At 60.9% G+C, this 24,194-nt stretch carries 23 protein-coding genes and 1 pseudogene; 9 read left to right on the top strand and 15 right to left on the bottom strand.

Annotation, left to right across the window (positions count from 1 at the left end):
- Positions 1-7 precede the first annotated feature (7 nt).
- Positions 8-1,348, bottom strand: a complete 1,341-nt coding sequence (locus HGP14_RS29660; RefSeq protein WP_168833432.1) for an MFS transporter — start codon at positions 1,346-1,348, stop codon at positions 8-10.
- A gap of 295 nt (positions 1,349-1,643) precedes the next feature.
- Between HGP14_RS29660 and HGP14_RS29655 the strand changes: the two genes are divergently transcribed.
- The 4 genes from HGP14_RS29655 (at position 1,644) to HGP14_RS29640 (ending at position 4,146) form a co-directional block, all read left to right on the top strand.
- A complete protein-coding gene (locus tag HGP14_RS29655) occupies positions 1,644-2,405 on the top strand; it encodes an AraC family transcriptional regulator (RefSeq protein ID WP_168833431.1) in 762 nt (253 codons plus the stop codon).
- A gap of 242 nt (positions 2,406-2,647) precedes the next feature.
- Positions 2,648-3,097: a peptide-methionine (R)-S-oxide reductase MsrB gene (gene msrB / locus HGP14_RS29650; protein ID WP_168833430.1), complete on the top strand. Its 450-nt coding sequence runs from the start codon at positions 2,648-2,650 to the stop codon at positions 3,095-3,097.
- On the top strand, positions 3,094-3,606 hold the full coding sequence (gene msrA / locus HGP14_RS29645; RefSeq protein ID WP_168833429.1) for a peptide-methionine (S)-S-oxide reductase MsrA: 513 nt from the start codon (positions 3,094-3,096) through the stop codon (positions 3,604-3,606). The genes msrB and msrA overlap by 4 nt, the downstream gene beginning before the upstream one ends.
- A gap of 51 nt (positions 3,607-3,657) precedes the next feature.
- Positions 3,658-4,146, top strand: coding sequence for a peroxiredoxin family protein (locus tag HGP14_RS29640; RefSeq protein ID WP_168833428.1), 489 nt, complete (start codon positions 3,658-3,660; stop codon positions 4,144-4,146).
- 215 nt (positions 4,147-4,361) lie between these two features.
- Here HGP14_RS29640 and HGP14_RS29635 read toward each other — a convergent pair whose 3' ends face one another.
- Complete coding sequence (locus tag HGP14_RS29635; protein ID WP_168833427.1) at positions 4,362-5,048, bottom strand: antibiotic biosynthesis monooxygenase family protein; 687 nt, start codon at positions 5,046-5,048, stop codon at positions 4,362-4,364.
- A gap of 736 nt (positions 5,049-5,784) precedes the next feature.
- Here HGP14_RS29635 and nhaA point away from each other — a divergent pair.
- On the top strand, positions 5,785-7,653 hold the full coding sequence (nhaA, locus tag HGP14_RS29630; RefSeq protein WP_168833426.1) for a Na+/H+ antiporter NhaA: 1,869 nt from the start codon (positions 5,785-5,787) through the stop codon (positions 7,651-7,653).
- Between the two features lie 42 nt (positions 7,654-7,695).
- Positions 7,696-8,190 (top strand): DUF3788 domain-containing protein, encoded by a 495-nt coding sequence (locus HGP14_RS29625; RefSeq protein ID WP_168833425.1) that lies wholly within the window; start codon positions 7,696-7,698, stop codon positions 8,188-8,190.
- On the opposite strand, the gene HGP14_RS29620 is transcribed toward HGP14_RS29625, so the two are convergent.
- A complete protein-coding gene (locus HGP14_RS29620; protein ID WP_168833424.1) occupies positions 8,159-8,401 on the bottom strand; it encodes a hypothetical protein in 243 nt (80 codons plus the stop codon). The genes HGP14_RS29625 and HGP14_RS29620 overlap by 32 nt on opposite strands.
- Positions 8,402-8,608: 207 nt before the next feature.
- Between HGP14_RS29620 and fdxA the strand changes: the two genes are divergently transcribed.
- Positions 8,609-8,947 carry a ferredoxin gene (gene fdxA, locus HGP14_RS29615; RefSeq protein WP_168833423.1) on the top strand — a complete coding sequence of 113 codons (339 nt, stop codon included), beginning with the start codon at positions 8,609-8,611 and terminating at the stop codon, positions 8,945-8,947.
- A gap of 10 nt (positions 8,948-8,957) precedes the next feature.
- Here the strand turns inward: fdxA and HGP14_RS29610 are convergent, their stop codons facing one another.
- The 9 genes from HGP14_RS29610 to HGP14_RS29570 form a co-directional block, all read right to left on the bottom strand.
- On the bottom strand, positions 8,958-10,376 hold the full coding sequence (locus HGP14_RS29610) for an amidohydrolase family protein (protein ID WP_312862219.1): 1,419 nt from the start codon (positions 10,374-10,376) through the stop codon (positions 8,958-8,960).
- Positions 10,373-11,296 (bottom strand): LysR family transcriptional regulator, encoded by a 924-nt coding sequence (locus HGP14_RS29605; RefSeq protein ID WP_168833422.1) that lies wholly within the window; start codon positions 11,294-11,296, stop codon positions 10,373-10,375. Before HGP14_RS29605 ends, HGP14_RS29610 begins: the two co-directional genes overlap by 4 nt.
- Positions 11,297-11,333: 37 nt before the next feature.
- A complete protein-coding gene (locus tag HGP14_RS29600) occupies positions 11,334-12,110 on the bottom strand; it encodes an enoyl-CoA hydratase-related protein (RefSeq protein WP_168833421.1) in 777 nt (258 codons plus the stop codon).
- The gene (locus tag HGP14_RS29595; RefSeq protein ID WP_168833420.1) at positions 12,107-13,264 is read right to left on the bottom strand and encodes a CaiB/BaiF CoA transferase family protein; all 1,158 of its coding nucleotides are present in this window, start codon (positions 13,262-13,264) and stop codon (positions 12,107-12,109) included. The genes HGP14_RS29600 and HGP14_RS29595 overlap by 4 nt, the downstream gene beginning before the upstream one ends.
- Positions 13,261-14,619, bottom strand: a complete 1,359-nt coding sequence (locus tag HGP14_RS29590; protein ID WP_168833419.1) for an FAD-dependent oxidoreductase — start codon at positions 14,617-14,619, stop codon at positions 13,261-13,263. Before HGP14_RS29590 ends, HGP14_RS29595 begins: the two co-directional genes overlap by 4 nt.
- A 26-nt stretch (positions 14,620-14,645) precedes the next feature.
- Positions 14,646-15,479 carry an ABC transporter permease gene (locus tag HGP14_RS29585; protein WP_168833418.1) on the bottom strand — a complete coding sequence of 278 codons (834 nt, stop codon included), beginning with the start codon at positions 15,477-15,479 and terminating at the stop codon, positions 14,646-14,648.
- A complete protein-coding gene (locus HGP14_RS29580) occupies positions 15,476-16,288 on the bottom strand; it encodes an ABC transporter ATP-binding protein (RefSeq protein WP_168833417.1) in 813 nt (270 codons plus the stop codon). The genes HGP14_RS29585 and HGP14_RS29580 overlap by 4 nt, the downstream gene beginning before the upstream one ends.
- Before the next feature lie 5 nt (positions 16,289-16,293).
- Positions 16,294-17,328, bottom strand: a complete 1,035-nt coding sequence (locus tag HGP14_RS29575) for an ABC transporter substrate-binding protein (protein WP_168833416.1) — start codon at positions 17,326-17,328, stop codon at positions 16,294-16,296.
- 273 nt (positions 17,329-17,601) lie between these two features.
- Complete coding sequence (locus HGP14_RS29570; RefSeq protein ID WP_168833415.1) at positions 17,602-18,498, bottom strand: LysR family transcriptional regulator; 897 nt, start codon at positions 18,496-18,498, stop codon at positions 17,602-17,604.
- A gap of 99 nt (positions 18,499-18,597) precedes the next feature.
- On the opposite strand from HGP14_RS29570, the gene HGP14_RS29565 reads away from it, so the two are divergent.
- Both HGP14_RS29565 and HGP14_RS35850 read left to right on the top strand, forming a co-directional pair.
- Positions 18,598-19,347, top strand: coding sequence for an SDR family NAD(P)-dependent oxidoreductase (locus HGP14_RS29565; protein ID WP_168833414.1), 750 nt, complete (start codon positions 18,598-18,600; stop codon positions 19,345-19,347).
- Complete coding sequence (locus HGP14_RS35850; RefSeq protein ID WP_246704661.1) at positions 19,344-19,496, top strand: hypothetical protein; 153 nt, start codon at positions 19,344-19,346, stop codon at positions 19,494-19,496. Before HGP14_RS29565 ends, HGP14_RS35850 begins: the two co-directional genes overlap by 4 nt.
- Here HGP14_RS35850 and HGP14_RS36815 read toward each other — a convergent pair.
- The 3 genes and pseudogenes from HGP14_RS36815 to HGP14_RS29550 form a co-directional block, all read right to left on the bottom strand.
- Positions 19,473-19,562 (bottom strand): annotated as a pseudogene (locus HGP14_RS36815) (LysR family transcriptional regulator); the annotation flags it as partial. The gene HGP14_RS35850 and the pseudogene HGP14_RS36815 sit on opposite strands and share 24 nt — an antisense overlap.
- Positions 19,563-19,667: 105 nt before the next feature.
- A complete protein-coding gene (locus HGP14_RS29555) occupies positions 19,668-22,850 on the bottom strand; it encodes an efflux RND transporter permease subunit (protein ID WP_168833413.1) in 3,183 nt (1,060 codons plus the stop codon).
- Positions 22,847-24,040, bottom strand: coding sequence for an efflux RND transporter periplasmic adaptor subunit (locus HGP14_RS29550; protein WP_168833412.1), 1,194 nt, complete (start codon positions 24,038-24,040; stop codon positions 22,847-22,849). The genes HGP14_RS29555 and HGP14_RS29550 overlap by 4 nt, the downstream gene beginning before the upstream one ends.
- Positions 24,041-24,194: the final 154 nt, after the last annotated feature.

Here is a 24,194-nt window from a genome sequence, read left to right as displayed (position 1 = left end):
TCGGACGCTATCGAAACCGACGAGCGCTGCTGGTAACGGCTCCCATCAAAGCGAAGCCCGTTCCGGCGACCAAACAAAGGACCGTGGCATGATCTCCGCCCAAGCCGAAGATCAGCGCGACCAAGGCGGAACCGAGTGACCATCCGACGTAGCGAGCCGCAGCATTCATCCCACTTGCGGCACCGCTGCGCCCTATGGGTCCAGCCGTCATCATCGCGGTATTGTTCGGGGTCTGGAAAAGGCCAAAGCCGATACCGCAAAGTGCCAGCCGCCATACGACATCCCACTTCGCTGGAGTTGTCGGCAAGAAGACCATCAGAAGCAAACCGGCCGCCAACAACGCCAAACCAATGCTGCAGATCACCGAAGCGGGGTAGCGAATTGTCAAGCGACCCGCGACTGGAGCCGTGACGGCGGTCATGAACGGCCAGGGCGTCACAAGGAGACCTGTTTCCACGGCCGAGAGATGCAGCCCCGTCTCAAATAAGAACGGCAAGGAAATGTAAGCCAGAATTTGTGCTGCATAGGAGCAGACAGATGTCCACACTGATAGGGTAAACAGAGGTATACGGAAAAGATCGAATGGCAACATGGGCGCCGGGTGGTGAAGCTGTTGTCGAACGAAGAGACTAAAACAGACAAGACCAGCTACGATTTCTCCTGTCGCAATGCGCCAATCGCCGATACCCAGCGAGCCGACGCCAACGATGAAAAGGCCGAACGCTAGCGCATTGAGAGCGATCCCGGTCAAATCGAGAGGGCGAGCAACCCGAACGTCCGATGGCGCCGCGGCAATAAATAGCGGTACCGCGAGGCCAAATGGCACATTCACCAGAAACAACCAGGGCCATTTTGCCACGGCAAGTATTGTCGCCGCGATGGTAGGCCCCAATGCTCCAGGTATCGCCACGGCTAATGCGACCAACGCGAGGCCCTTGCTGACCATTTTGTGCGGATAGATCACGCGTACAAACGCAACGCCGGCCACAGCAATCCCGGCCGCTCCAGCACCCTGAATCAAGCGCGCAATCACCAGCATCGGCAATGCTGGAGCGAAAGCGCACCCCAGTGATGCGATAACAAAAATAGCTAGGCCGACGGCATAAACGCGCTTCAGACCGAGTGTTTCGGCCAGACTTGCAACGGGCAACAAGCACACCATTGCCGAAAGCTGATAGGCGTTCACGACCCAAACGGTTGCCGCGTCACTACTCGCGAATGAACGCGAGATATTCGGCAAGGCGATATTCGCGATCGCGCTTCCAAGGGAACTTAGACCAAGTCCAAGCAAGATGCAGAGCATTGCCCAGCGACGCTTCGACGCCGTTAGAGATTCGACGCGGTCCATCAGGATGCAATCTCCGGCGCGAATTTTGGGGATCCGACTTTACGCATACTCTCAGTAGCGGAGTCCGCAGATCGATACTTGATGTCGCGGGAACAGTTGAGTTGGGTTGGCCATGGCCGCACACCAGTGACCGGCATTCTCTTCACCATTAGCTCTCTCGTTAGAAAAGGTCGGATGGACAAGGACAAGACGGTCTGGGCGACAGACGCTCGACCAACTCATCGCGCAATGATACTAAGGCGTGTCAACGATGTGTGGCCAATCGACGTATATGAAACGCCAAGCGCAGATACCGATGCCGTTCAGCATTCTTAGCAGGACGTTCCGCAAAGGGGAGGCCGTCGCATGGCACACGCATGCAGAATCACAAGTGATCTTTGCTGCTTCGGGAACGATACAGGTCTACACCGAATCTGGACGGTGGTTCGTTCCGCCTCAGCTCGCGCTCTGGATGCCGGCCCGCATACCTCATCGGGTCGATATGCTTTCCGATACCGAATTACGGATGATCTACTGGCACCCGTCGGCTTTACAGAAGTGGGCGCCGGAAAGGCCACTCGATTGCATATTCGCCCTCGTGGCTACACCACTTCTACGGGAATTGATCCTGTCGGCCTTCAAGGACGATATACCGTTCGAAAAAGCCGAGCTTGCCGTTCGATTGATTCTTCACGAGCTTATCGAGACACCCGACATTCCGGTGTTCCTTCCGATGCCGACAAGCACGATCGGTAGACGTGTCGCTGATCTGGCTTTGGCGGATTCGCGGATGCACCTCGGCGTAAGTGACCTTGCCATTCGCGCGGCCACATCGATTCGCACGATCAGCCGCATGTTCCCGGTAGAAACGGGATTGACCTTCAAGGCCTGGCGGCAAAGAGCAAGAATAGCCCTCGCAATCGATCAACTTTCGGCGGGGCGTACAATCTCTCAGGTCGCCGCAGATGTGGGCTTCGGGAGCACTGCAGCGTTCTCGTTTGCCTTCCGACAAGTAATGAAAATGACACCGACCGCCTTTCTTCATCATCTCCCGATTCCGGTCGCCCCGCCGACATGAGAAAGCCGTGGCGCGCCGGGTGCTTCTCCGCGGGTCGAATGGCCGGAAACACCAAGATCGCGACCGTCGAAATGGTTCGTGGGAGCGCCGAAATTCGATGCCGCGGCGATCGCGCAAGGGCCCCACACCAAATGGGGGCGCCAGCGTGCACGCCGATGGTAATGGAAACTATAGTCTTAGCGTATTGGATACCTTCGGATCGAGTACCTATCTTCTCTGGCGTGAATTCGAAGGAGAAATCCATGGCAAGCTACAAGAAAACAGAAGCTGCGATCGCTAGGCTGTCGCCTGAGGAATATCGGGTGACGCAGCGGAGTGGGACCGAACGTCCAGGAACCGGCGCCCTTCTCAACAACAAAGAGCCAGGCATTTACGTCGATATCGTCTCAGGTGAGCCGCTGTTCGCATCGTCGGACAAATACGAGTCGGGCTGCGGATGGCCGAGCTTCACCAAGCCGATCGAGCCCGCAAACGTGAATGAGCTGCACGACAACAGCCATGGCATGATCCGGACGGAAGTGCGTTCGATGCATGGCGATAGCCATCTCGGTCACGTCTTCCCAGACGGACCGAGCGATCGTGGCGGCCTGCGCTACTGCATCAATTCGGCTTCGCTGCGCTTCGTGCCCCGCGACAAGATGGTGGAGCAGGGTTACGGTGAATATCTCAACCAAGTGGAGGATATCCAATGACGACTGAACGTGCTGTTCTCGCCGGTGGTTGCTTTTGGGGCATGCAGGACCTCATTCGCAAGCTGCCCGGTGTGATCTCGACCCGGGTCGGGTATACAGGTGGCGACGTGCCGAATGCGACATATCGCAATCACGGCACCCATGCCGAGGCGATCGAGATCGTCTTCGATCCCTCTCAGACCACCTATCGCCGATTGCTCGAGTTCTTTTTCCAGATCCACGATCCGACGACGCTCAACCGCCAAGGGAATGACCGTGGTATGAGCTATCGCTCGGCGATCTATTTCAATAGCGACCAGCAAAAGGTCGTTGCACTCGATACGATCGCAGATGTCGATGCGTCGGGAATATGGCCGGGCAAGGTCGTCACCGAAGTCGAGCCGGTTGGTGATTTCTGGGAGGCCGAACCGGAGCATCAGGACTATCTCGAACGCATTCCGCACGGATACACCTGCCATTTTGCACGTCCGAACTGGGTGTTGCCGCACAGGACCGGTGCTGTCGCCTAGCAAGACTGGGGCTCACGGCAAGACGTCGTGAGCCCGCTAATGGAGGATTTCATGGAAATGGGAATTGTGGGGCTGCCTGCCCCTCCGCTTGAGCATGTCCGGTGGATTGATGAAAATGGCGACGAGCGTAGCCTCCTGACCTTGGCCGAGTTGGGGCGGGGTTTCAGGATACTGTATTTCTTTCAGGATTGGTGTGAGGGCTGTCATAGACACGGCTTTCCCACATTTGTCACACTTGCCGAGGAGCTTCGCGATAAGGGAGTTGGCTTGGCAGCCATCCAGACTGTGTTCGAGGGTTCCGAAGTCAACACCTTCGATCGTCTGCGGGAAAATCAGCGACGATATGGACTACGTGTTCCCTTCGGGCACGCTGTCGCTGACTCGGCCTCAGTGAACGCTGTGCCCGCGATCATCGAGGCATATCGCTCCGGCGGAACCCCTTGGTTCGTCGTGATCGCGCCCGACGGCCGCGTCATGTACGACGGGTTTCTGCTCGCGGCGGATGGCCTCATCCAGGCGCTCCGTCCGCTCGCCAACTGACCAAAAGGGCGTGTCTGGATAAGATCGCCATAGCATCCGTCTTCACGATATCCAACGAGTGCCGCCACCTGCCTGAACCGAGAATTTCGACAGCTCTTCTTGATCGTGTGTCGTCGCTGCCGCCTCGCGAGATCGACCTTGGCTCCTCCACAGCTCGCGCCTGAGCGAACGCGGATCGAAGTCGGCGCAGGCCAGCCCTTTCCGACGGAGTGGCGTCAGGCGCGGAGGGTCTCGCCGCCCTTTGCGTCTGCGTAGTATTGAGGCGCTTCGCGACGGTCGTATTTCCCGTAATCGCGCACGATCCGCACTCTCCGGACCCTCGCCGTGTCATTCGGCGCGGAAGCATCCTCGTAGGCCTGCGCCGCGGCGGCGTCCTTCCAGGATATGAGCAGAATCAGGTCGCCGGGCGTGAGCACGGCATCGAAGATGTCCCAGGACGTGCTGTCGGTCGCCCACGGGTTCAGGCCGAGCCACTCGGCGCAGTCGTAAGGGTTGTTGGTCTGCTTCCATTCCGCGGGGCGCGTGGCGTTGATCAGCGTGACCGTCGTTCCGTCCCCGACTTCGGTCTCGTCGAGCCGCTGCTCGGTGAGGGCGTATCCCGCAGGCACCTGATTGTCGGCAATGACCTGGCCGACGCGTAGGTGGTAGTCCGCGAGGATTTCGTCGCGGCCTTTCTGCTGGACCTCGTGATGACTTATGCGGGTGCGCCATCGGACGAGCGACTTCTCGTCCCGCCAGTTCGAAAGCGAAAGGATACAGCCCTCGCGGGTCAGGCTCTTGTAGCGAATGTTGTCGACGAAGCCCTCGACCTGCTCCAGCTCCGGGCGCAGCATCTTGGCGTTGTCGAAGTAGTCGTCCCAGTTCTCTTTATTGGGGAAGACCTCGAAAATCACTGAAAACATGGTCGTATCTCGCTCCTAGAGTGCTGGGACGTAGTCGATCTCGATGTCGAACTGCTCCGGCCAGCCGCAGTATCAATGCCGGTAGAGAGAAGCCTGTGCCGCGCGCCGAGCTCCTTCAGGGCGAGAGGCGGGGGGGCCTTTCCTCAGCATCGATCCACTAGGGGGCGGCGACCGTCCTGCGATGCTTCGGGTTATAAGTCTACTCGTAACTCTGATTGCCGCGAGCTCTACGCTGTCGGCGGCAGCCTCACAACCGCGCTCGCAAAGACAGCGTTATTGTCGAAAAATTAGCTCGTAAAGCGATGATTTCAATAACCGCGTGTAATACGTGGCCTGGCCGGAGGACACCGACATGAACACGTCTTCGCGGTCACCGACGGTTCCGCTCGGGCGAATCCTCGCGGTGGGAAGCGCCGCATTCGCTCCGCAGCGCCCCAAGCGTCTTTTCGATAACGGCCGGCTATCGACTCCATGGCGAAAGGTGATTTTCCTTTAGATCGTCATAGACCCAATCTTCGAGCCATCGTCGCCCGCCCTCGTGTATAGGCCGAAGTCGGCGTTCCATCGAACGATCGAAGGTCAGGAGGTCCGATATGCAGATCAACGAGACGTCGACTTTTCTTTCGCCCACGCGGCCGAGAGTCCTCCACCGGAGGATGTCGTCGCGCCTCCGGACAGCGCCGACGTCTCGCTTGGGCGTCGCAGCCGGCGCGAACACCTAGAGAACGGTTCAGCGATGGACTTCATAATCCCGCCCGGCCGCCTCGACCGTCCCGTCGATCATGAGACGGACCACGTGCTCGGCCCCAGCGATGCCGAGATCACGCTGGTCGAGTATGGCAGCTACGCGTGCCCGCACTGCCGGGCGGCCAACGAACGAATCGCGCAAGCGCGAGACCAACTTGGCGATCGCGTCCGGTATGTCTTCCGGCACAGGCCGCTCACGGATAACAGTCTCGCGTTTCGAGCCGCCGAGCTCGCTGAGCTTGCTCAGACGCCCGAGGCATTCTGGTCCGCACATATCAAGCTGATGACGAGGTCGATGCGGCTCACAGAGGATGACCTCGTCGCGGTGGCTGACGAGCTCGGCGTAAACGCCGACTTCGCACTCGGAGACGACGACGCCGTGCGGCGCGCGAGGGCGAGGGTGGAGGCGGACGTCACAAGCTCACGTGCAAGCGGCGTGAGATTCACGCCGACTTTCTACATCAACAGCCGGCGCTATGATGGGCCCTGGGACGAGAGCTCTCTCGTCGACGCGATGCTCGGCACGCTCGGGCACCGCGTTCGTACGGCAGCCCTGGACTTCGCGAGCTGGGGTCCGTCCGCCGGTATTTTGCTGGTCCTCGCGACCGTGGCGGCGATCGTCTTGACGAATTCGCCGATCGGGCCGGTGTTCGAGACCTTCTGGCGCCAGGAGCTCGGGATGAGCTTGGGCGACGCGGCCTTTCGGATGTCCATCCTCAATTGGGTCAACAACGGCCTGCTGACGGTGTTCTTCCTCGTCGTAGGATTGGAAGTGAAGCGCGAAATGACAGTCGGCCACCTCGCAAGCCGCCGCTCCGCCGCGCTTCCGATCGCGGCCGCGCTCGGCGGCATGGTCGCGCCGGCGCTTCTGTATGCGCTGGTCATCCCTGCGGGTCCGTGGTCGCACGGGTGGGGCGTTCCGATGGCGACCGACACTGCGTTCGCAATTGCCTTGATCGCCGTGATGGGCGACCGCGTCCCCGTCGAGCTGCGCATCTTCCTCACCGCAGCGGCCATTGTTGATGACATCGGTGCGATCGTCGTCGTCGCCGTGTTCTACTCTGGCGATATCCATCCAGGCTACTTGGCCGCGGCCGCGGCGGTGGTCGTCGCGCTGGCGCTGCTGAGCCGGTCCGGAGTCTATCTGCTGTCTCCCTACATCCTGTTGGGCGTCGCATTGTGGGCGTTCGTCCTTGCGGGCGGCCTGCACGCGACGTTGGCTGGCGTGTTACTGGCGCTGTTTATTCCGACGCGCCCGCCCGCCGACCTGACAGCCCTGATGACGCAGGCCAGCACCATCATCGCCTCCGAGGCTCGGCGCGAGGGCGAGGTTCTCCGGCACGGTCCCTCCACCCCGGCGCTGCACGCGCTCGACGCAATCTACGACAGACTTGAATCGCCCGCCGACCGGCTGCTGCGGCACGCCGGCGCGCGGTCGAGCTACGCTGTCCTTCCGATCTTCGCACTGGCGAATGCGGGTGTGGTGATCAACCTAGACGTCTTCAGTGGGCATGGTTGGCTCATGGCCGCGATCGTCGCCGGCCTCGTCATCGGAAAGCCGCTCGGCGTCTTCCTCGCGGCCGCCGCGGCCGTGCGCGCTGGCGTGGCCGTCAAACCGGCGGAGTACACATGGCGGCAACTGGCCGGTGCGGGGGCTCTCGCCGGCATCGGTTTCACCATGTCGCTCTTCATCGCGGGACAGGCGTTTCCAAGCGCCACCGACTTTTCGGCCGCCAAGATTGCCGTGTTCGCCGCCTCCATCCTATCGGCCACCGTCGGGACAGCTCTGCTCTGGGGCGCTTCGCGACAGGAGCTTTCCAAAGGCGGGCCGCAAAGTGTTGGTGCGCAAGTATCATAACCCGCCGGCGTCCCGCCGGACCATGAAACAGGAGATCTTTCGATGGTTTTATCTAACGGTAGGACAGTAGCAGTCGCTGATGGCGCGGGGGTCCCGCAGATCGGCGACAGGATCACCGACAAATCGGCACCGCCTGATGATAGCGCCGTCCGCGACTGGATCGGACCGGAGGGGTTCGAGCATTGGGCCGAGCTGCGGAACTGGATCGAGGAATTCTACCCCGGTGTTTTCACTCCGGATTGGCTCTATGGTGGCAAGAAACGCGGTTGGTCCCTGCGTTACAAGAAGACCAAGGCGTTCTGCACCTTCCTACCGGAATACAGGCTGTTTTCGGCCGTGGTGGTCTTGGGGAGAGCAGAACGAGAGAAGTTTGAGGAACGGCGTTATGTCTGGCGCTCACAGGTGGTCAAACTCTACGATGAAGCCAAAACATACATTGACGGGAAATGGCTGACAGTTGCCGTCTCATCGCCAGACGATTTGAATGATGTAAGGGACCTTTTGGTTATGAAGCGTCCTCCACCGCCGCGTGGTTGAATGTCACGGAAATCTTGAGTGTCACAGCAAATCGACGCGGCTGGCTCCGCGGAATCCGGGCAGCGAAGTCGTAGGCGTCACACAGTAATTGGACATCAGGGTCGTCGCGGAAGGCGTCGAGACCGGGGACCGGGTAAGCCAGCTGGTCGCGATGGGTGGCAAGCTCGGCCAATGCTTCGCGTCCAAGGCCGTCGCCTCCGGGAGGCATCATAGCTTCTTCGTCTGCACGGAGAGGCGAGCGGAGCTTCGACGGTGTTTCGGGCCAGAGGCTAGGTCACGATTGAACTGATACCGGTACTCTGGCGTTGAATGTCAGAATCCGGTGTTGCCTTTTTTCGAAGGAAGCAAACGAAAAAGGGCGCTTCCCAGCAACGCCGACGCCTGACATAGTTTGCTAAATCACGGCGTTGCAAGAGCTATGGCGTACATCATTACTGACCCCTGCATTGATGTGAAGGACGGAGCATGCACCGCAGCTTGTCCTGTCGACTGCATCTACGAAGGCGGCCGGATGTTTTACATCCACCCCGACGAGTGCATCAATTGCGGGCTCTGTCTGTCGATCTGCCCCGTGGATGCGATCGCCTATGACGAAGAGGCGACCGAGGCACAAAAGGCGTTTGCCCAGATCAACCGGGAGTATTTCGGACCTGAGCTGACCGGTCTGGGATCGCCTGGAGGATGGGACAAAAGCCGGACGACAGCGCTGGACCACCCTGTGGTCGCGACAATGCCGGTCCGCGTGGCAGCGCAATAGGGCCTTTCGCCTACTCTTGGAACGCCTCGGCCAAGCCCCAGCTCTCGTAATACGCGCGGGTAGCAGCGATGAGCTTGCCGCAATTCTTCCTTTCTGCAGCGAGCCTCGGCAGATCCGCCTTGGCCTGCGCCAGAAGTTCTTCGCGGGCGGCGGCGAAATCGACGTTGGTAAGGCGCCGGTCGCGCATGATGCAGCGGCCGGCCACATACAGGCTCTTGGCGTGCTGGCCAGACATCCGCGTCAGCAGCACTTCCGCTTCGTCGAGATCATCAAAGAGGCTGTCTTCAATTAACGCGCCATAATTCACCACAGTCAGGTCCTCACCGGAAGGCGCATTCACCACCACTGCCCCCGTGTGGATGGCGGCGTCAAAGATCGCCGCTGCCGTAAAACTCCGGACGAGTTCCTGCCCGCCGTGCAGGAAGTAGAGGAGACGCATCTCTCGCCACAGATCCTGATCGTCGTCGAAGGCGCTGCCATCGAGCCCGATCGCAAAATGCAGGCCTTTTGTGACAGCGTCTGCAATTGGCGCTATGCCGGAGCGGAGGCGCAAGTTCGCCGAGGGATTGGACACAAGTTGAACGCCGCGCTCGGCCAGCAGTTCGTATTCATCGGGTCTCAGTTGAACGCCATGCGCCACGGCCAAGCGGGGGGAGAGAAAGCCGATCTCGTCAAGATATCGGACGATACCTTGCGGGAAGCGCCGGTCAAGCCAGAGCCTCTGGCGCGGGCTTTCCAGAAGGTGCATGTGGATGCGGCGATTGTTGACAGCGGATGCCTCCGCAATGGCTTCAAGCAGGGCATCCGAGCACCACTGCGGTCCGATTGGGCCGTACTGGACGTCGACCAGCGGATATCTGTTCGCCGCCGCAACGGCGTCGACAGCGGCGATCTGTTCCCGAGCCAAAGCATATCGAGGCACAGTCGCGGAAAGCGTTTCCCAGTCGGCTGGATCGAGGAAGGGTTTGAGCTTCCGGGGGCCGCCGCCATAGGCCCAGGGATCGTGATCGAGAAGCGGGCAGGAGAGGCCGAGCCTGATCCCCACATCGGCCGCCGCGCCGGCGACTGCGAGTGCTTCCTCCTGAAGCCGCGCGGCATTCAGCGAGTTGTGGCAATGGATCGTCGCGCCGATGCCATTGCGCGCAAGTCGGGAAAACGCGACCAAAGCCTCAAGGTACGGATCAGTGCGCGGCCGCAGGCGCATCGTCGGGATCCACGTCTCGAGCGCATCATCCACACTGCCGAAATCCAGCGTCCTGATGCCATAGCCATGGTCATGGGCATTGACCGGCGTCGCCAGGATCAGGTCTCCGTCGGACAGCGGGACGTCTGACGCCCAGGAGGGAAGAGCGGCAAGCGCCGCATCGCCGCGCAGAGCCTTTTCATGCCCCGGCCGCGTCAAGAACCTGATCTGCCGCTCACCCGTCACCGCCTGACGACCTCCTGGATTTGCTGGCCGAATTTTTCGAGTTCGATGCTCATGGCCTCAACCACCGCCTCCGTCGCATGGGTGAGCGGCCGGTGACGCGACGTCACGATGCCGACCTCCATGTTTTGCAGCCGCGAGCCGTCAATCGGCAACGCCACGACATCACCCGCCTTCAACTCCTCCAAAAGGCCAAGCGGTGTGAAGAAGGCGACACCTTCGCCCGACAGGATCAGCGGCTTCAGCATCATCTGATTGTTGGTGGCGACGAAGGTGCGCCCGACGCGATCCAGCGAGGCCAGCTCCACGGCGATCATCGAGCTCATCACCTCGTTGTCGAGTTGCAGCAGCAACTTGAACTGCACGCATTCCTGCAGCGTCGCACTTTTTTGCCGGGCGAGCGGATGATGGCGTGCGACCATCACCATCAGCGGCATGCGTACACCGTGTACGAGCTTGATGTCGTGCGGGCGGGCAAGATCGAAGGTGACGCCGACGTCGCAATCGCCGTCAGCGACGAATTGGAAGATATTGTTGTAGTTGTCTGCGCGAATGCGGAAGTCGACGGCGGGGTTCTTGTTGTGAAAGGCAGCTACGAATTCCGGCAGGAACTGAACCGTGAGACTGTCCAGGCAAGCGATATTTACGCGGCCTGTCCGCTTGCCCTGCAGATCGCCAAGATCGGACTTCATGATCTCGTACTGGTGCATGGTCTCCTTGGCATGCTTCAGCACCACCTTGCCGGCGGCGGTGAGGCGAAGGCCATCGGAAAAACGCTCGAAGAGTGGGGTCCCGAGCTCGTCCTCAAGCTTGCGGATCTGACGACTGAGTGCTGATGTCGCGACATGCACTTCGTCGGAAGCTTTGCGGATCGAGCCCGAACGCGCGACTTCGATGAAATATCTCAGGATGCTGGCGTGCACAAAAGGTCCCCCAAATATCCCGAGATTCATAGCATGCTCACCGCCCCTGCCAAACCGGGGCACGTTTTTCGCGAAAGGCCAAAACGCCCTCCCGGGCATCCTCGCTCTGTAGCGCACGGATCAATGCCGGTGTGCGCAGGCCTTGGGCTTCGGCTGGGCTCAGGTGTCCGGTGCGGTTGACCGTCTGCTTGATGGCCCTGAGCGACAAAGGCGCGCAAGCCACGATCTCTTTCACCCAGCGGTCGACGGCCGCATCGAGTTCGGCATAAGGGACGGTCTCGTTGACGATCCCGAAATCCTGCATCTCGCTTGCCGTGAACTGCCGGCCGGTCAAGAGGACGGCCATTGCGCGATTGTGGGGGATCTTTCGCTGCAGCAAGACCATGCCGCCGTCGAGCGGCATTCGACCGACGCGTGCTTCGGGAAGGCCGAACTTTGCCGTCTCCGCCGCAATCACGATGTCGCAACCGAGCACCATCTCGAAGCCGCCGCCGAGCGCATAACCGTTGACCCTGGCGATGACCGGCACGTCGAGCGTTTTTCGAAAGGCGATCCCCCCGAAGCCGCTGGGGCGGCTTTCGGCCCAATATTCAAGGCCGGTCTTGTTGCCGCTGCCCTTGAGGTCAGCCCCGGTAGAGAAGGCTTTTTCGCCTGCGCCGGTAAGCACCACGCAACTGATGTCGTCGCGGGCTTCGATCTCCTGCCAAATGGCTTCGAGCTCCCGCTCGGTCTCGGCATCGACGGCATTCATGCGCTCGGGACGGTCGAGTGTCACCCGCGCCATTCGGTTGTCGACGGAAAATCCGACGGTCATGCCGCATCTCCCTGTCGTGCCGGGAGCGCTTCCAGGATTTCGTCATTGTGCTGGCCGAGGTGCGGCGGCGGAATGCGCACCTTCACCGGAGCGGCCGACATGTCGATCGGCGAGCCAATCAGACGCACCGGTCCAGCCGCCGTTTCTCCGGCTTCAAGTATCATTCCGTTGATGATCGTCTGTTCGTCGTCCAGCGCCTCTGCAAGTGTGCGAACCGGCGCGCAGAGGATATCGACCTCTTCCAGCCGCTTCAGCCAGTGGGCATTGCTGTTTCTCGCAAAATTCTCGCGGAAGATCGCCTGCAGCTCAGGTCGATGCGCCATCTGAGCGTCGAAATCCTTGTATCGCGGTTGTTGAGAAAGGTCTTCGATCTCCAGCGCGTTACAGATGTCCTGCAACGGGTTCTGCTTGAAGGCGCCGACCATGACGATCGCGCCGTCGGTGGTCTCGAAGACGCCGGTCAGCGGAAAGGCACCCCAGTTGAGGTCCTTCTTGCGCATCATGTGGGCAGCGCCTTCCTGCATCTGCATGGCGAGCATCGAATTGTAGAGGCTGACCGCGACCTGCTGACCTTCTCCCGTCTTTTCACGCTGCAGCAGAGCCAGAAGAATTCCCTGCACGAGATGCATGCCGGCGGAATAATCCGCAAGCGGCGTCGCATAGATCGAGGTTGGATGGCCGTCATCGGACTTGCGCCGCATCACGCCGGTCAGCGCCTGGGCGAGGACGTCCTGGCCACCTTTGTGCTGATAAGGCCCGGTAAGCCCGAAGCCGGTGCCGACGGCATAGATCAGCCGCTTGTTGATCTTCTTCAGGCCCTCATAGCCGAAGCCCATCCGTTCCATGACGCCCGGACGGAAGTTGTTGACGACAACGTCAGCACCTTCGATGAGCGTGAGGACAGCTTCGCGTGCCTCCTGAAGCTTGAGGTCGAGTTCCAGGCTCTTCTTGTTGCGGTTGAGGGAGCAGAAGACGGGATTATTCAGCCCATCGGGATCGGATCCCAGCGACCAGCGCGATAGATCGCCGATCCGGCTCTTTTCGATCTTGATGACCTCGGCGCCGTAGTCCGCGAGCACCTGGGTGCAGCAGGGACCAAGCATGACCTGCGTGAAATCGATCACGCGGACGCCGTCGAGTGGGAGAGAGTTCATTCCGCAGCCTCCAGGAATGTTGCATTTTCGGATGGCCGGTCGCCAGGGTCGGCGCCCTGTGCCCGCATTTGTTTCTGGATCGCCCGAACATCGGCCTTCTTGACCGTGGTCGCTGCATTGAGGGCCACGACGGCGGCTACGCCGGCCGCCTCCCCCATCGCCATGCAAGGTGGGATCTCACGGCTCGATTTCTGCGCCTGCGGCGTCGACGAATAGTGGCGGCCGGCGACGATCAGCTGATCCACTTCGCGTGGCAGCATGGCGCGGTAGGGAGTGTAGTAGTCGCGACCGCGGCAGACCGCGTCTGCGAAGTGGATGCGGTTCATCACATCGTCCTTGGTGACGACGTATTCGCCGTCGAGCAGTCTACTCTGGCGCACGCCCGTCTGCGGCGCGAAATCCACGACATAGGCGTTCTCGAAGCCGGGCAACTTCTCCCGGGCGAATTCCAAGAGCCGGCCGATCCGGTTGCGACCCTCGATTTCGGCCCTTGTCAGGTCCTCGGTCTTGAGCCCGGAAAGATTGGGCATGTGCGGGCAGTTGAGCCAGACGACGCCCGGAAGCGGCGTCTTCAGCCACCAGAAGGACCAGCAGCCGCCGATCAGGCGTTTGGCCTCGTGATCGAGCTTCTTGAAGGCCTCCGGCTCCTCGAATTCAAACCGCTCGGCGGCTTCGGTGTCGACGCCGCCCCAGCGCGAAACCGTGGTGAGGATGAAGTTCGATTCCACATGCGAGGCGCCGGCGCTTGCTGCGACATCGAGGTCGCCCGTCGTGTCGATGACGACATCACCCATGATCGCCTGCAGGCCCTCTTTCGTCTGGCAGATGACGCCCTTGATGGCGCCGTCCTCGACGATCGCGGAAGAGAACCAGCTGTGGGTGCGCAGCTTGACGCGGGATTCGCCGATGATGTCGTAAGCGGCGCGCTTGAAGCCATCAGGATCGAAGGCGGCCGAGAAGCAGACCGGATGCGGCATCGATTGGGTGTGGAAATCGAAGAGGCCCCAGCGGGCCCAGCGCTGCCAAGCTTCCGGCGTGTCGCGAAATTCGATCAGCCGGTCGCGTTCCGTGGGCGTGACGCAAAGATCCCAGCGCTTCATGCGCTCGATCATCTCCATGCAGATGCCGCGCACGGTGACTTCGAGCTCGTTGATCATATCGTCGAGCACCAGCACCATGCCGCCGGCGGCAAGCCCGCCGACATAGGGATAGCGCTCGAGAAGGGTGACGGTGGCGCCGTTGCGGGCGGCGGAGACGGCAGCCGAAATGCCAGCCGGACCGCCGCCGACTACGACAACATCCGAACGATCGACGACACGGATCTCCCGCGCAGGCTGATGAATAACCTGAGTCATTGGTGTTTCCTTATTTTTGCGTGCGCTCAGTGTTGTCCGGCCGGTTTCCAGCGGACGACCTTGGCTTCGACGATTGAGACGATGAAGAACAGCACCACGGCAAGCAGCGCGGCAATCACCACCGTCGCGTAGAGAAGCGGCGAGCGGAAATTGTAGGTGGCCTCGATAATGAGGGCGCCAAGGCCGAAGCTGGAGCCGATCCATTCGGCGACGATCGCCCCCATGACGCTGCTCGTCGCCGCGATCTTCAATGCCGCGAAGAGGAAGGGCAGAGAGCTCGGAAAGCGGACCTTCCACAGGATCTCCGAATTGCTCGCCGACAGCACCCGCATCAGATCGAGCATGGCCGGGCTTGCAGACCTTAGGCCCTGGACCATATTGACCAGCGTCGGGAAGAAGCAGATCAGCCCTGCGATAATGATCTTGGGCGTTATGCCGTTGCCGAAGATGAGCACCAGGATCGGCGCCAAGGCGATGATCGGGATCGCCTTGACGAAGACGGCGATAGGATAGAAGGCCTTTTCCGCCGTCGTGCTATGGACGAACCAAATCGCGAGCATGATAGCGACGAGATTGCCGAAGACGAAACCGAGTGCGGCTTCCAGCAGGGTCGGCAGGAAATTGTTCATCAGCGTCGGCGCATTGTCTCGGAAGGCGTGGACGACGTCGATTGGGCCCGGAGCCATGAAGGTCGGGATCTTGAAGATCCAGACGACGAGCTGCCAGAGCACGACGCAGCCGATCGCCGCCACGATCGCGGGCATATGCGAGGAGAAGACGCCAAGGGTCGCATCCAGAAGCGCGATCCTGCGCGGTGCGTGGGCGAGGCTGCGCCCTTCGGTCTGCAGGGCATTGCTCATAGACATTCCTCCAGCAGCGAGCGCAGATGCGCCGTCACCTTGATGAACTCCACGGTATCGCGCATGGCGAGCGAACGCGGATAGGGCAGATCGACCTTCATGAACTCCTTCACGCGGCCGGGATGGGCCTGCAGCATCAGCACGTGCTGGCCGAGGAAGGCGGCTTCCGGAATGGAATGGGTGACGAAGACGATCGTCGTTCCCGTCCCCTGCCAGACGCGCAAGAGCTCCTCGTTGAGCTTGTCGCGGGTGATCTCATCAAGCGCGCCGAAGGGCTCGTCCATCAGCAGGATGCGCGGACGGGTGACCAGTGCCCGGGCGATCGCGACGCGTTGGCGCATGCCGCCGGAAAGCTCGTGCGGTAAGGCATTTTCGCGGCCCTTGAGGCCGACAAGCGCCAGCAGGTCATGTGGATCGGCATAGGAGCTCTTGTCGTGCTTGCCGACTTCGACCGGCAGGCGAACATTGTCGATGACGCTGCGCCAGGGCAGCAGCGTCGCATCCTGGAAGACGAAGGCGAAGTCTCTGTCCTCGCGCGCCTCTCGTGGCGAGCGGCCGAGTACGGAGACCGAACCGTCGCTGATATGCACGAGATCGGCAATGCAGCGCAGCAGCGTGGACTTGCCGCAGCCCGACGGACCAAGCATGGTGACGAAGGAGCCTTCCGGAATATCCACCGAGACATCCGACAGGGCCGTGAACTCATTGGCCTTGTCGCCGAAGCGGATATCGAGATTGCTGACGGAGACGGCAATCCTGGATCCGCTGCTCAGCGGATCCGGCTGCCTGATGGATGCAGCGCTCATCATGACGCTCACCCGACCTGCTTGCGGATTTCGGCAGTGGCGTCGAGAATCGCCATAGTGGCCACATCATCGACAGTCGGCACGGTTCCTTTGAACTGCTGCAGATCGGCATAGGCCTTGATCTGGGCGGCCCAATTGTCCTTGTTCATGGCACCCCAGCCGAATTCCTTGGTGCTGTCGCCGAAGGAGAAATCGATGACGGGGTGGACGGCCTGGAGTTCGCTCGCCTTGTCGAGGTTCGGAAAGGCTTCGACCAGCATCTCGACTGCCTCTTCCGGATTGTCGCGAACATAACCCCAGCCCTTGGCAGCAGCCGTAGTGAAGCGGACCAGAACGTCGGTATGCTTATCGAGCTGTTCGTCGGTCGTGTAGTAGACATTGGCATAGAGCTGCAGACCGGCATCCCAGAGCATCATATCGACACGGTCGTCGCCAAGAACCGCCAGCGCATTGGTATTGGTGACCCAGCCGGTGACGGCATCGGCCTGACCGGTGATCAACTGGTTCATGTCGGAACCCATGTTGACCATCTTGACTTGGTCTTCCGGGATGCCGTTCTTGGCGAGCAGCGCGCGCAGCAGGATGAAGGCCGTCGGCTGGGTGGCGATCGTCTTGCCGATCATATCCTTCGGCTCGCGGATCGGCGCCTTCTTCAGCGAGAAATAGGTGAAGGGGTGCTTGCGGTAGCCGGCGATGAAGGCCTTCACCGGCAGGCCGGCGGAACGCGCCAGCATCACCGAGGGGCTGGAGGAGATCTGGCCGAGTGTCGACTGGCCGGCGGCAACACCGGCGACGCCATCGACGTTCGGGCCGCCAGGGACGATTTCGAGCTCGATACCCTGCTCCTTGAAGAAGCCCTTCTTCTGGGCGGCGACCTCGCCGATCAGGCCGTTGGAGGCGAGCCAGCCGAGCTGCATCCTGACCTGGGCGACATCCTCGGCCCGCCCGGCGCGAACGCCGATAAAACTGGAGGCGGCGGCGAGGCCGCCGAACGCGGCCGCATTCGCCATGAAATGGCGACGGTTCATCATGAAACGTGACATTTTGGTTCCCTTGTGAGGCTCTAAGCAAATATGCGATTGCTTGGCGATGCCGGTCTGGATGCCGGCTTGACAGGAACGATGACGCAAAGGAGCGTTCCAATAAAGAACAATATTTCGTATCTAGCCTTGCCCAAAAGGCAACGCCGCAAGCCGATCGCCCATATCATGTGCGAACCTCTGGTGCACGGGATTCAAGCCCGCAGACCGTACTTTTGCAAAACCGTCGCCGACGCAGGCGATAACAGCCGGGCGGGCACGCGAGCTACGCCGAAGCTATAGGCCGGCAAGGGTTTTGGCCTCGCCGGCCATGAAGTCGCAGAACAGCCTTACGCGTGCCGGAACGGTCCGCCCGAAGGCATGCAGGACACTGAGAGGTAGCTTGGGAAGCCCAATCTCCGGTGTGAGATCGACAAGTGTGCCGACCTGCAGATCGTCCGTCACGAGGCATCGCAGCAGATAGGCAGCGCCAAGACCGCTACGCGCAGCGTGGATCAAGGCCATTCCCGTATCGCAGTCGACCCGCCCCTTGGGGATAAAAGCCGTGCCATCTGCGAGTCGGACGGGTTGCGCCGCGCCGCCCATCGCGTAACGCGCAAAGGACAAACCGACCAGGTCGTCCGCGGATTTCGGGCTGCCCCATGTGTTGATGAAGGCAGGGGAGGCGACAATCGCCATGGGCAGATCCGCCAGACGGCGGACGATCAAATCCTCTTGCATGGGAGTTCCTACGCGCAGGGCGACGTCATAATCCTCGCGGACCAGATTAACGAAGCGGTCGGTCAGCCCGACATCGAGCTGGAGGTCCGGGTAATTCTTCGCAAACGTGTCGAACAGGCGGGGGAGTAGCAGCGGCGCAAGCTCACCGGGCATGCTGATCCGCAGCCTGCCGGACGGCGCTACCTGTGACCGGATGGCCCCGTCGCTCGCATCGAGCTCGCGCAGCAGCGGCGCGACGCGCTCGAAGAACGCCTGTCCGTCCTGCGTCAGGGTCAGTGCTCGGGTCGAGCGCAGGAAGAGCCGCGTTCCGATTCTCTTCTCTAATCGCGCCACGCTTTTCGACACCGCTGACGGTGTCGTGCGAAGATCGCGCGCGGCCGCCGTGAACGATCCGGTTTCTACGGTCCTCACGAACGCCATCAATCCCGACGTCTCGTCCAGCAGGTTTGGCATTCGCATCTCCGTGGGGCACAGATCATGTGCCTGATCGTGGTCTAATGGCATGCGTCGCGAGCGTTTATCTCATCCTCGATGGAAAAGAGAGATAAACAAATGCAGCATCTCAAGGATAAGGTTGCCGTGATCACCGGCGGTAACAGCGGCATCGGCAAGGCGACCGCGCGCCTCTTCGCAGAGGAAGGGGCGCAGGTCATCATGACCGGTAGACGCCATGACGTCGTCGATCAGGCGGTCGGAGAGATTGGCCACGGTGCCATCGGCATCGTCGGCGACGTTTCCGATCTGGAGCATCACCAAAAACTCGCGGACATGGTGAAAAGCCGCTTCGGCGGCTTGGACATCTACATGGCAAATGCCGGTGTTATCAACCTCGCAGCCTCCGGCAATGTCACGCCTGAAGACTACGACCGCCATTTTGCAACGAATACTCGCGGCGTCTTCTTCGGCGTGCAGGCGGTCGCTCCGCTTCTTCGCGATAGCGGCAGCATTATCGTCACGAGTTCGTTGGCGGCAACGAAGGTCTTGCCGGACCACGCCGTTTATGCTGGCTCGAAAGCCGCGGTCGCCGCCTTCGCCAAGAACTGGGCCATCGAATTCAAACCACGGAAGATCCGCGTCAACATCCTGAGCCCCGGGCCAGTCGAAACCGCAATCCTCGGCAAGCTGGGGGTTTCGGAAGCCGATCGCCCGACATTTGAAGACTATATGGCTTCCCTCATTCCCGCCGGCCGCATGGGGCGGCCGGAGGAACTGGCCCGCGCTGCGCTGTTCCTTGCGTCCGACGCAGGGAGCTTCGTTAACGGAATCGAACTGCATGTCGATGGCGGCATGACCTTGGCTTGAAGGACAGCGCGCTTGCCAGCATCGAACTCGCGCAGAGCCTGAGCGGCATGACCGATATAGGCTTTACCAATGTCCGTCGCGACAACTGTTTTGCCGGATCTGTCGAGAAGTTTCACGCCGGGGCGTTCTTCGAGATGGCGAATCTGTAGCGACAGCGCGGATTGTGAAACGTGCAGCTTTTCGGCCGCCCACGTGAAGCTACCTTGTTCGACCACCGAGATTAAATATCGTGCGAGATCATAACAAGGCGGTATTAGACATTATAATCGCGGTGTGGCCCGACAAGCGTTTGCAGCTGACGGGCCAACCATGCGCTTTGGTTACTGGGCTGCCTGCTGCAGATCCTCGTCGTCTTCTTCTTCATGCTTGCGCGGCTTGTAGCGCGCGCGGAGCAGGACATAGAAGACGGGCGTCAGGAGGAGACCGAAGATGGTCACCCCGAGCATCCCGCTGAACACGGCAGTGCCGAGCGACTGGCGCATCTCGGCGCCTGGTCCCTCAGCCACGACCAGTGGCAGCACGCCGAAAATAAAGGCAAATGCCGTCATCAGGATCGGGCGCAGGCGCAGGTGGCTTGCCTCGATCGCGGCCTCAATGGCTGTTTTGCCTTCGTCCTGCGCCTGGCGCGCGAACTCGACGATCAGGATCGCGTTCTTTGCGGCCAGTCCGATCAGGACGACGAAGCCGATTTGCGTCAGGACATTGTTGTCCATGCCCCTGATATAGACGCCGATCAGCGCGCCGAGGACGGCGAGCGGTACGATCAGGATGATCGCGAGCGGAAGCACCCAGCTTTCGTACTGGGCCGCGAGCGCCAGGAAGACGAAGACAACCGACAGCGCGAAGATCCATACGATGCTGCCGCCCGTATGCGTTTCCTGGTAGGAGAGGTCCGTCCATTCGAAGGTCGTACCCGGCGGCAGCATCTTGGTGGCCAGTGCGTCCATCTTCTGGATGGCGTCGCCGGTCGAGACGCCAGGAGTGGCGTTGCCCTGCAGCGGTACCGACACATACATGTTGTAGCGCTGGATAAGGGTCGGCCCGCTGGTGTCACGGATATCGGCAAGCGTGCCGAGTGGGACCAGCGCGCCGGTGGCGGACTTGACCTTGAGATTCAGCATGTCGTCCTTCTCCATCCTGAACCGCTTGTCCGCCTGTGCGCGCACCTGGTACACGTGCCCGAAGGCATTGAAGTCGTTCACGTAGGAAATGCCGAGGTTCGTCGACAGCGTCTCGAAGATATTCGGGATCGGCACGTTGAGGTACTGAGCCTTGTCACGGTCGATGTCGAGATAGAACTCGGGAGTGGACTCCGAGAAAGTCGTGAACACTCCGGCCAGACCTGGCGTCTGGTTGGCCGCGACCGCCATCCGTCGCGCGACGTCGAGCACGCGCGTCATGCTGGAACTGTCCTGGTCCATGATCTGCATCTTGAAGCCGCCGGAGTTGCCGATACCCCGGACGGGCGGTGGCGGGATCGCGATGATGAAGGCTTCATCGACGCTTTGGAGGTTTTTGTAGAGCGATTTGATGATCTTGTTGGCGTTGTCACCTGTTTTCATGCGGTCGGCAAAGGGCTGGAACGATGTGAACACGACGCCGGCATTGGAGGCATTGGTGAACGTCGCGCCGCTGAAGCCCGCGAATTCCACCGCATCCTTGACGCCTGAAGTCTTCCTGGCGATGTCGGTGACCTTGCGTACGACGGCGTCCGTCCTTTCCAGCGATGAGCCGTCCGGAAGCTGGATGACGATGATGGCGTAGCCCTGGTCCATCACCGGGATGAAGCCGCTTGGGACCTTGGTGCTTATGAACCATGTCGCGCCCAGAAGGCCGACGAAGACAACCATGGCGCAGCCGACCCCGATCCAGGATCGGACGATGAACCGCACGACGGACGAGTAGCCACGGCTGAGTGCGTCGAAGCCACGGTTGAAGCCGCTCGCAGCACCGTGCCCGATCCTTGACAAGATGTTCCGTCTTTCCTTCGCGTGATCGTGCTTCTTCAGGACGACGGCCGCGAGCGCCGGGGATAGGGTAAGCGAGTTCAATGCCGAGATGGCGGTCGCGATCGAGATGGTGACGGCGAACTGCCTGTAGAACTGCCCCGAGATGCCCGGAATGAAGGCTGTCGGTACGAAGACCGCGATCAGTACCAGGGAGATCGCCACGACGGCGGTGCCGACTTCGTTCATCGTGACGTGCGCGGCCCTGCGCGGACTCATGCCCTTGGCGAGGTTGCGTTCGACATTTTCAACGACGACGATCGCATCATCGACCACGATGCCGATCGCCAGGACCAGACCGAAGAGCGTCAGCATGTTCAGCGACATGCCGAAGGCGGCGAGGAACGCAAAAGTACCGATCAGCGAGACCGGGATGGCGACGATCGGGATGATCGCCGTGCGCCATGACTGCAGGAACACGAGGACCACGAGGGCGACCAGCACCGCCGCTTCGCCGATCGTTCGATAGACCTCGGAGATGGACTCGGCGACAAACTCGGTTGGGTCGTACACGATGCTGTATTCAAGGCCGGGCGGGAAGTTCTTTGACAAACCTGCCATCATCGACTTGATCTGCCCGGTCGTCTCCAGCGCGTTCGTGCCCGGTCGGGCGTTGATAACGAGCGCGACGGCCGTTTTGTTGTTCAGATAGCTGTTCGTGACATAGTCCTGCGCACCGAGCTCGACGCGCGCGACGTCCTCCAGCTTCACCAGGCGGCCGTCCGCAGCAGCCTTGACGATCACGTATCGGAACTGACGGGCGTCGGAAAATCGGCCATCCGTCCTGACCGTATACTGAAAGGCGTTGTCGGTTCCCGCCGGAGGCGCTCCAATGGAGCCACCCGTGACCTGGACGTTCTGGTCCCTGAGCGCGTTGACGACATCGGCGGATGTCATACCGTAGGCCGACAGTTTCTCCGGGTCGAGCCAGACACGCATGGAATATTGACGCTCGCCGAATATCTGGACGTCACCGACGCCCTGGAGGCGTACGAGAACGTCACGAATGCGGCTGCGTGCATAATTGGACGTGTAGAGCTGGTCGTAGCGGCCGGTCGGAGACAGGAGGTGGACGACCATCAACAGATTCGGCGAGGTCTTGTCGGTCGTGACGCCGAGACGTTGCACCTCTTGCGGAAGGCGGGGCAGGGCAATGGCGATACGGTTCTGGACGAGCACCTGTGCTTTATCGAGGTCGGTTCCCAGCTTGAAGGTGATTGTCAGTGCCATGGAGCCATCGCCACTGGAGTAGGATGACATGTAGAGCATGTCCTCGACGCCGTTCACCTGCTGTTCGATCGGTGTCGATACCGCGTCCGCGATCGTTTGCGGATCCGCGCCCGGATAGGACGTCCGCACGACGATGGTCGGCGGCGCGATTTCCGGATACTGCGCGACCGGGAGCTGGAAGTAGGCAACGCTGCCGATGATGATGAGCACGACTGAGATAACCGACGCGAAGATCGGCCGGTCGACAAAGAAATGTGCGAACCTCATTGGGCTGCTCCCGCCGCTGACACTGCTTGCTGCGCCGTCGCGGGCACATCGTTGGGGTTCTCCCTGGGCAGTTGCACCGTAACCGGAGTAACCTTGGCGCCGGGGCGGACACGGACGACGCCCTTCACGACGATTTGCTCATCGCCCGTGAGGCCTGAGCGAATGACCCTGTAGCCATAGAGCTTGGGACCCGGACGAACGGATTTCGTCGTGACCGTATTGTCGGGATTGAGCACGTAGACCACGCGCTCGTTCTGGTCGGCGGCAATCGCTTCATCGGGAATGAGGATCGCAGTGTAGGAATTCGAACCTTCGATCTCGACGCGGCCGAAGAGACCGGGTTGAAGGACGAAGTCGGGATTGGCAAAACGGGCGCGTACGCGCAGCGTGCCGGTGGCCTGATCGACGGTATTTTCCGCGAAGTTGAGCGTGCCCGAGAACTTTGTCTGGTCGCGGTCACCAAGACGCACGCTTACCTTTAGGCCACCACCCCCCTCCTGCAGGACCTTCCCGTTCTTCCGCGCCGTCTCGGCGTAGTTGAGAAGACGGCGCTCATCGACATCGAAATAGAAGTCGATGGGATCGAGCGCGACGATCGTCGTCAGCTCGGTCTGGTCGGCCTGCACGAGGTTGCCGACCGAAATCAGATGGCGGTTGATACGTCCGGCCAGCGGGGCCGTGATCTTACTGTAGGTGAGATCGAGCCTCGCCCGTTCAACGCTTGCCTCGGATCCCTGGAGGTTCGCCTGCGCGGACTGCAGCTCCCTGCGTCGGTCATCGAGCGTCGACACCGTCTGGCTACCGGACTTTACCAGCGTGTTCACGCGGTTGAATTCCGACTGCGCGTAGGTCAGGGTGGAGCTGGCGACCGCAAGCTGGGCGGTGGCCTCGTTGAATGCGGTGATGAAGGGGCGCTGGTCGATCTCGAAAAGCTCGTCGCCCTGCTTGACCAACTGGCCGTCCTTGAAGTTGATGCTCTGAAGGTAGCCGCCGACCCTGGAGCGGATCGAGACCTGCTCGGAGGCCTGGAAGCGGCCGATGAAGTCGTCGTTGTCGACGACGTCTCGCACGACCGGCTTGGCCACGGACACCTGTGGTGGGGGAGGCGTTTCCTGAGCCCGGGCAGCTCCGGCGGACAGAACTACGCAAACCGGCAGAAAATATTTCAAAGTTGAATGGCGGAACTGCATCGATTACCTCCGACGTTTTTGATCGAGAAGCCACGGCAAGCGCCATGACTTCGGTCTTTTCGTCGTTCTGCTGAATGGAATGTTCGTTTCGGATTGAACGCCCTTTGCGTCCGGCGAGGCCTTGAAGACTACTTGCTCTCACGTCAGCAGCGAC

The organism is Rhizobium sp. P32RR-XVIII (genome assembly GCF_012641395.1).
Classification (GTDB): Bacteria; Pseudomonadota; Alphaproteobacteria; order Rhizobiales; family Rhizobiaceae; genus Rhizobium.
The sequence above is the reverse complement of the archived record's forward strand: the minus strand, read 5'-3'. Positions and strand labels throughout refer to the sequence as shown.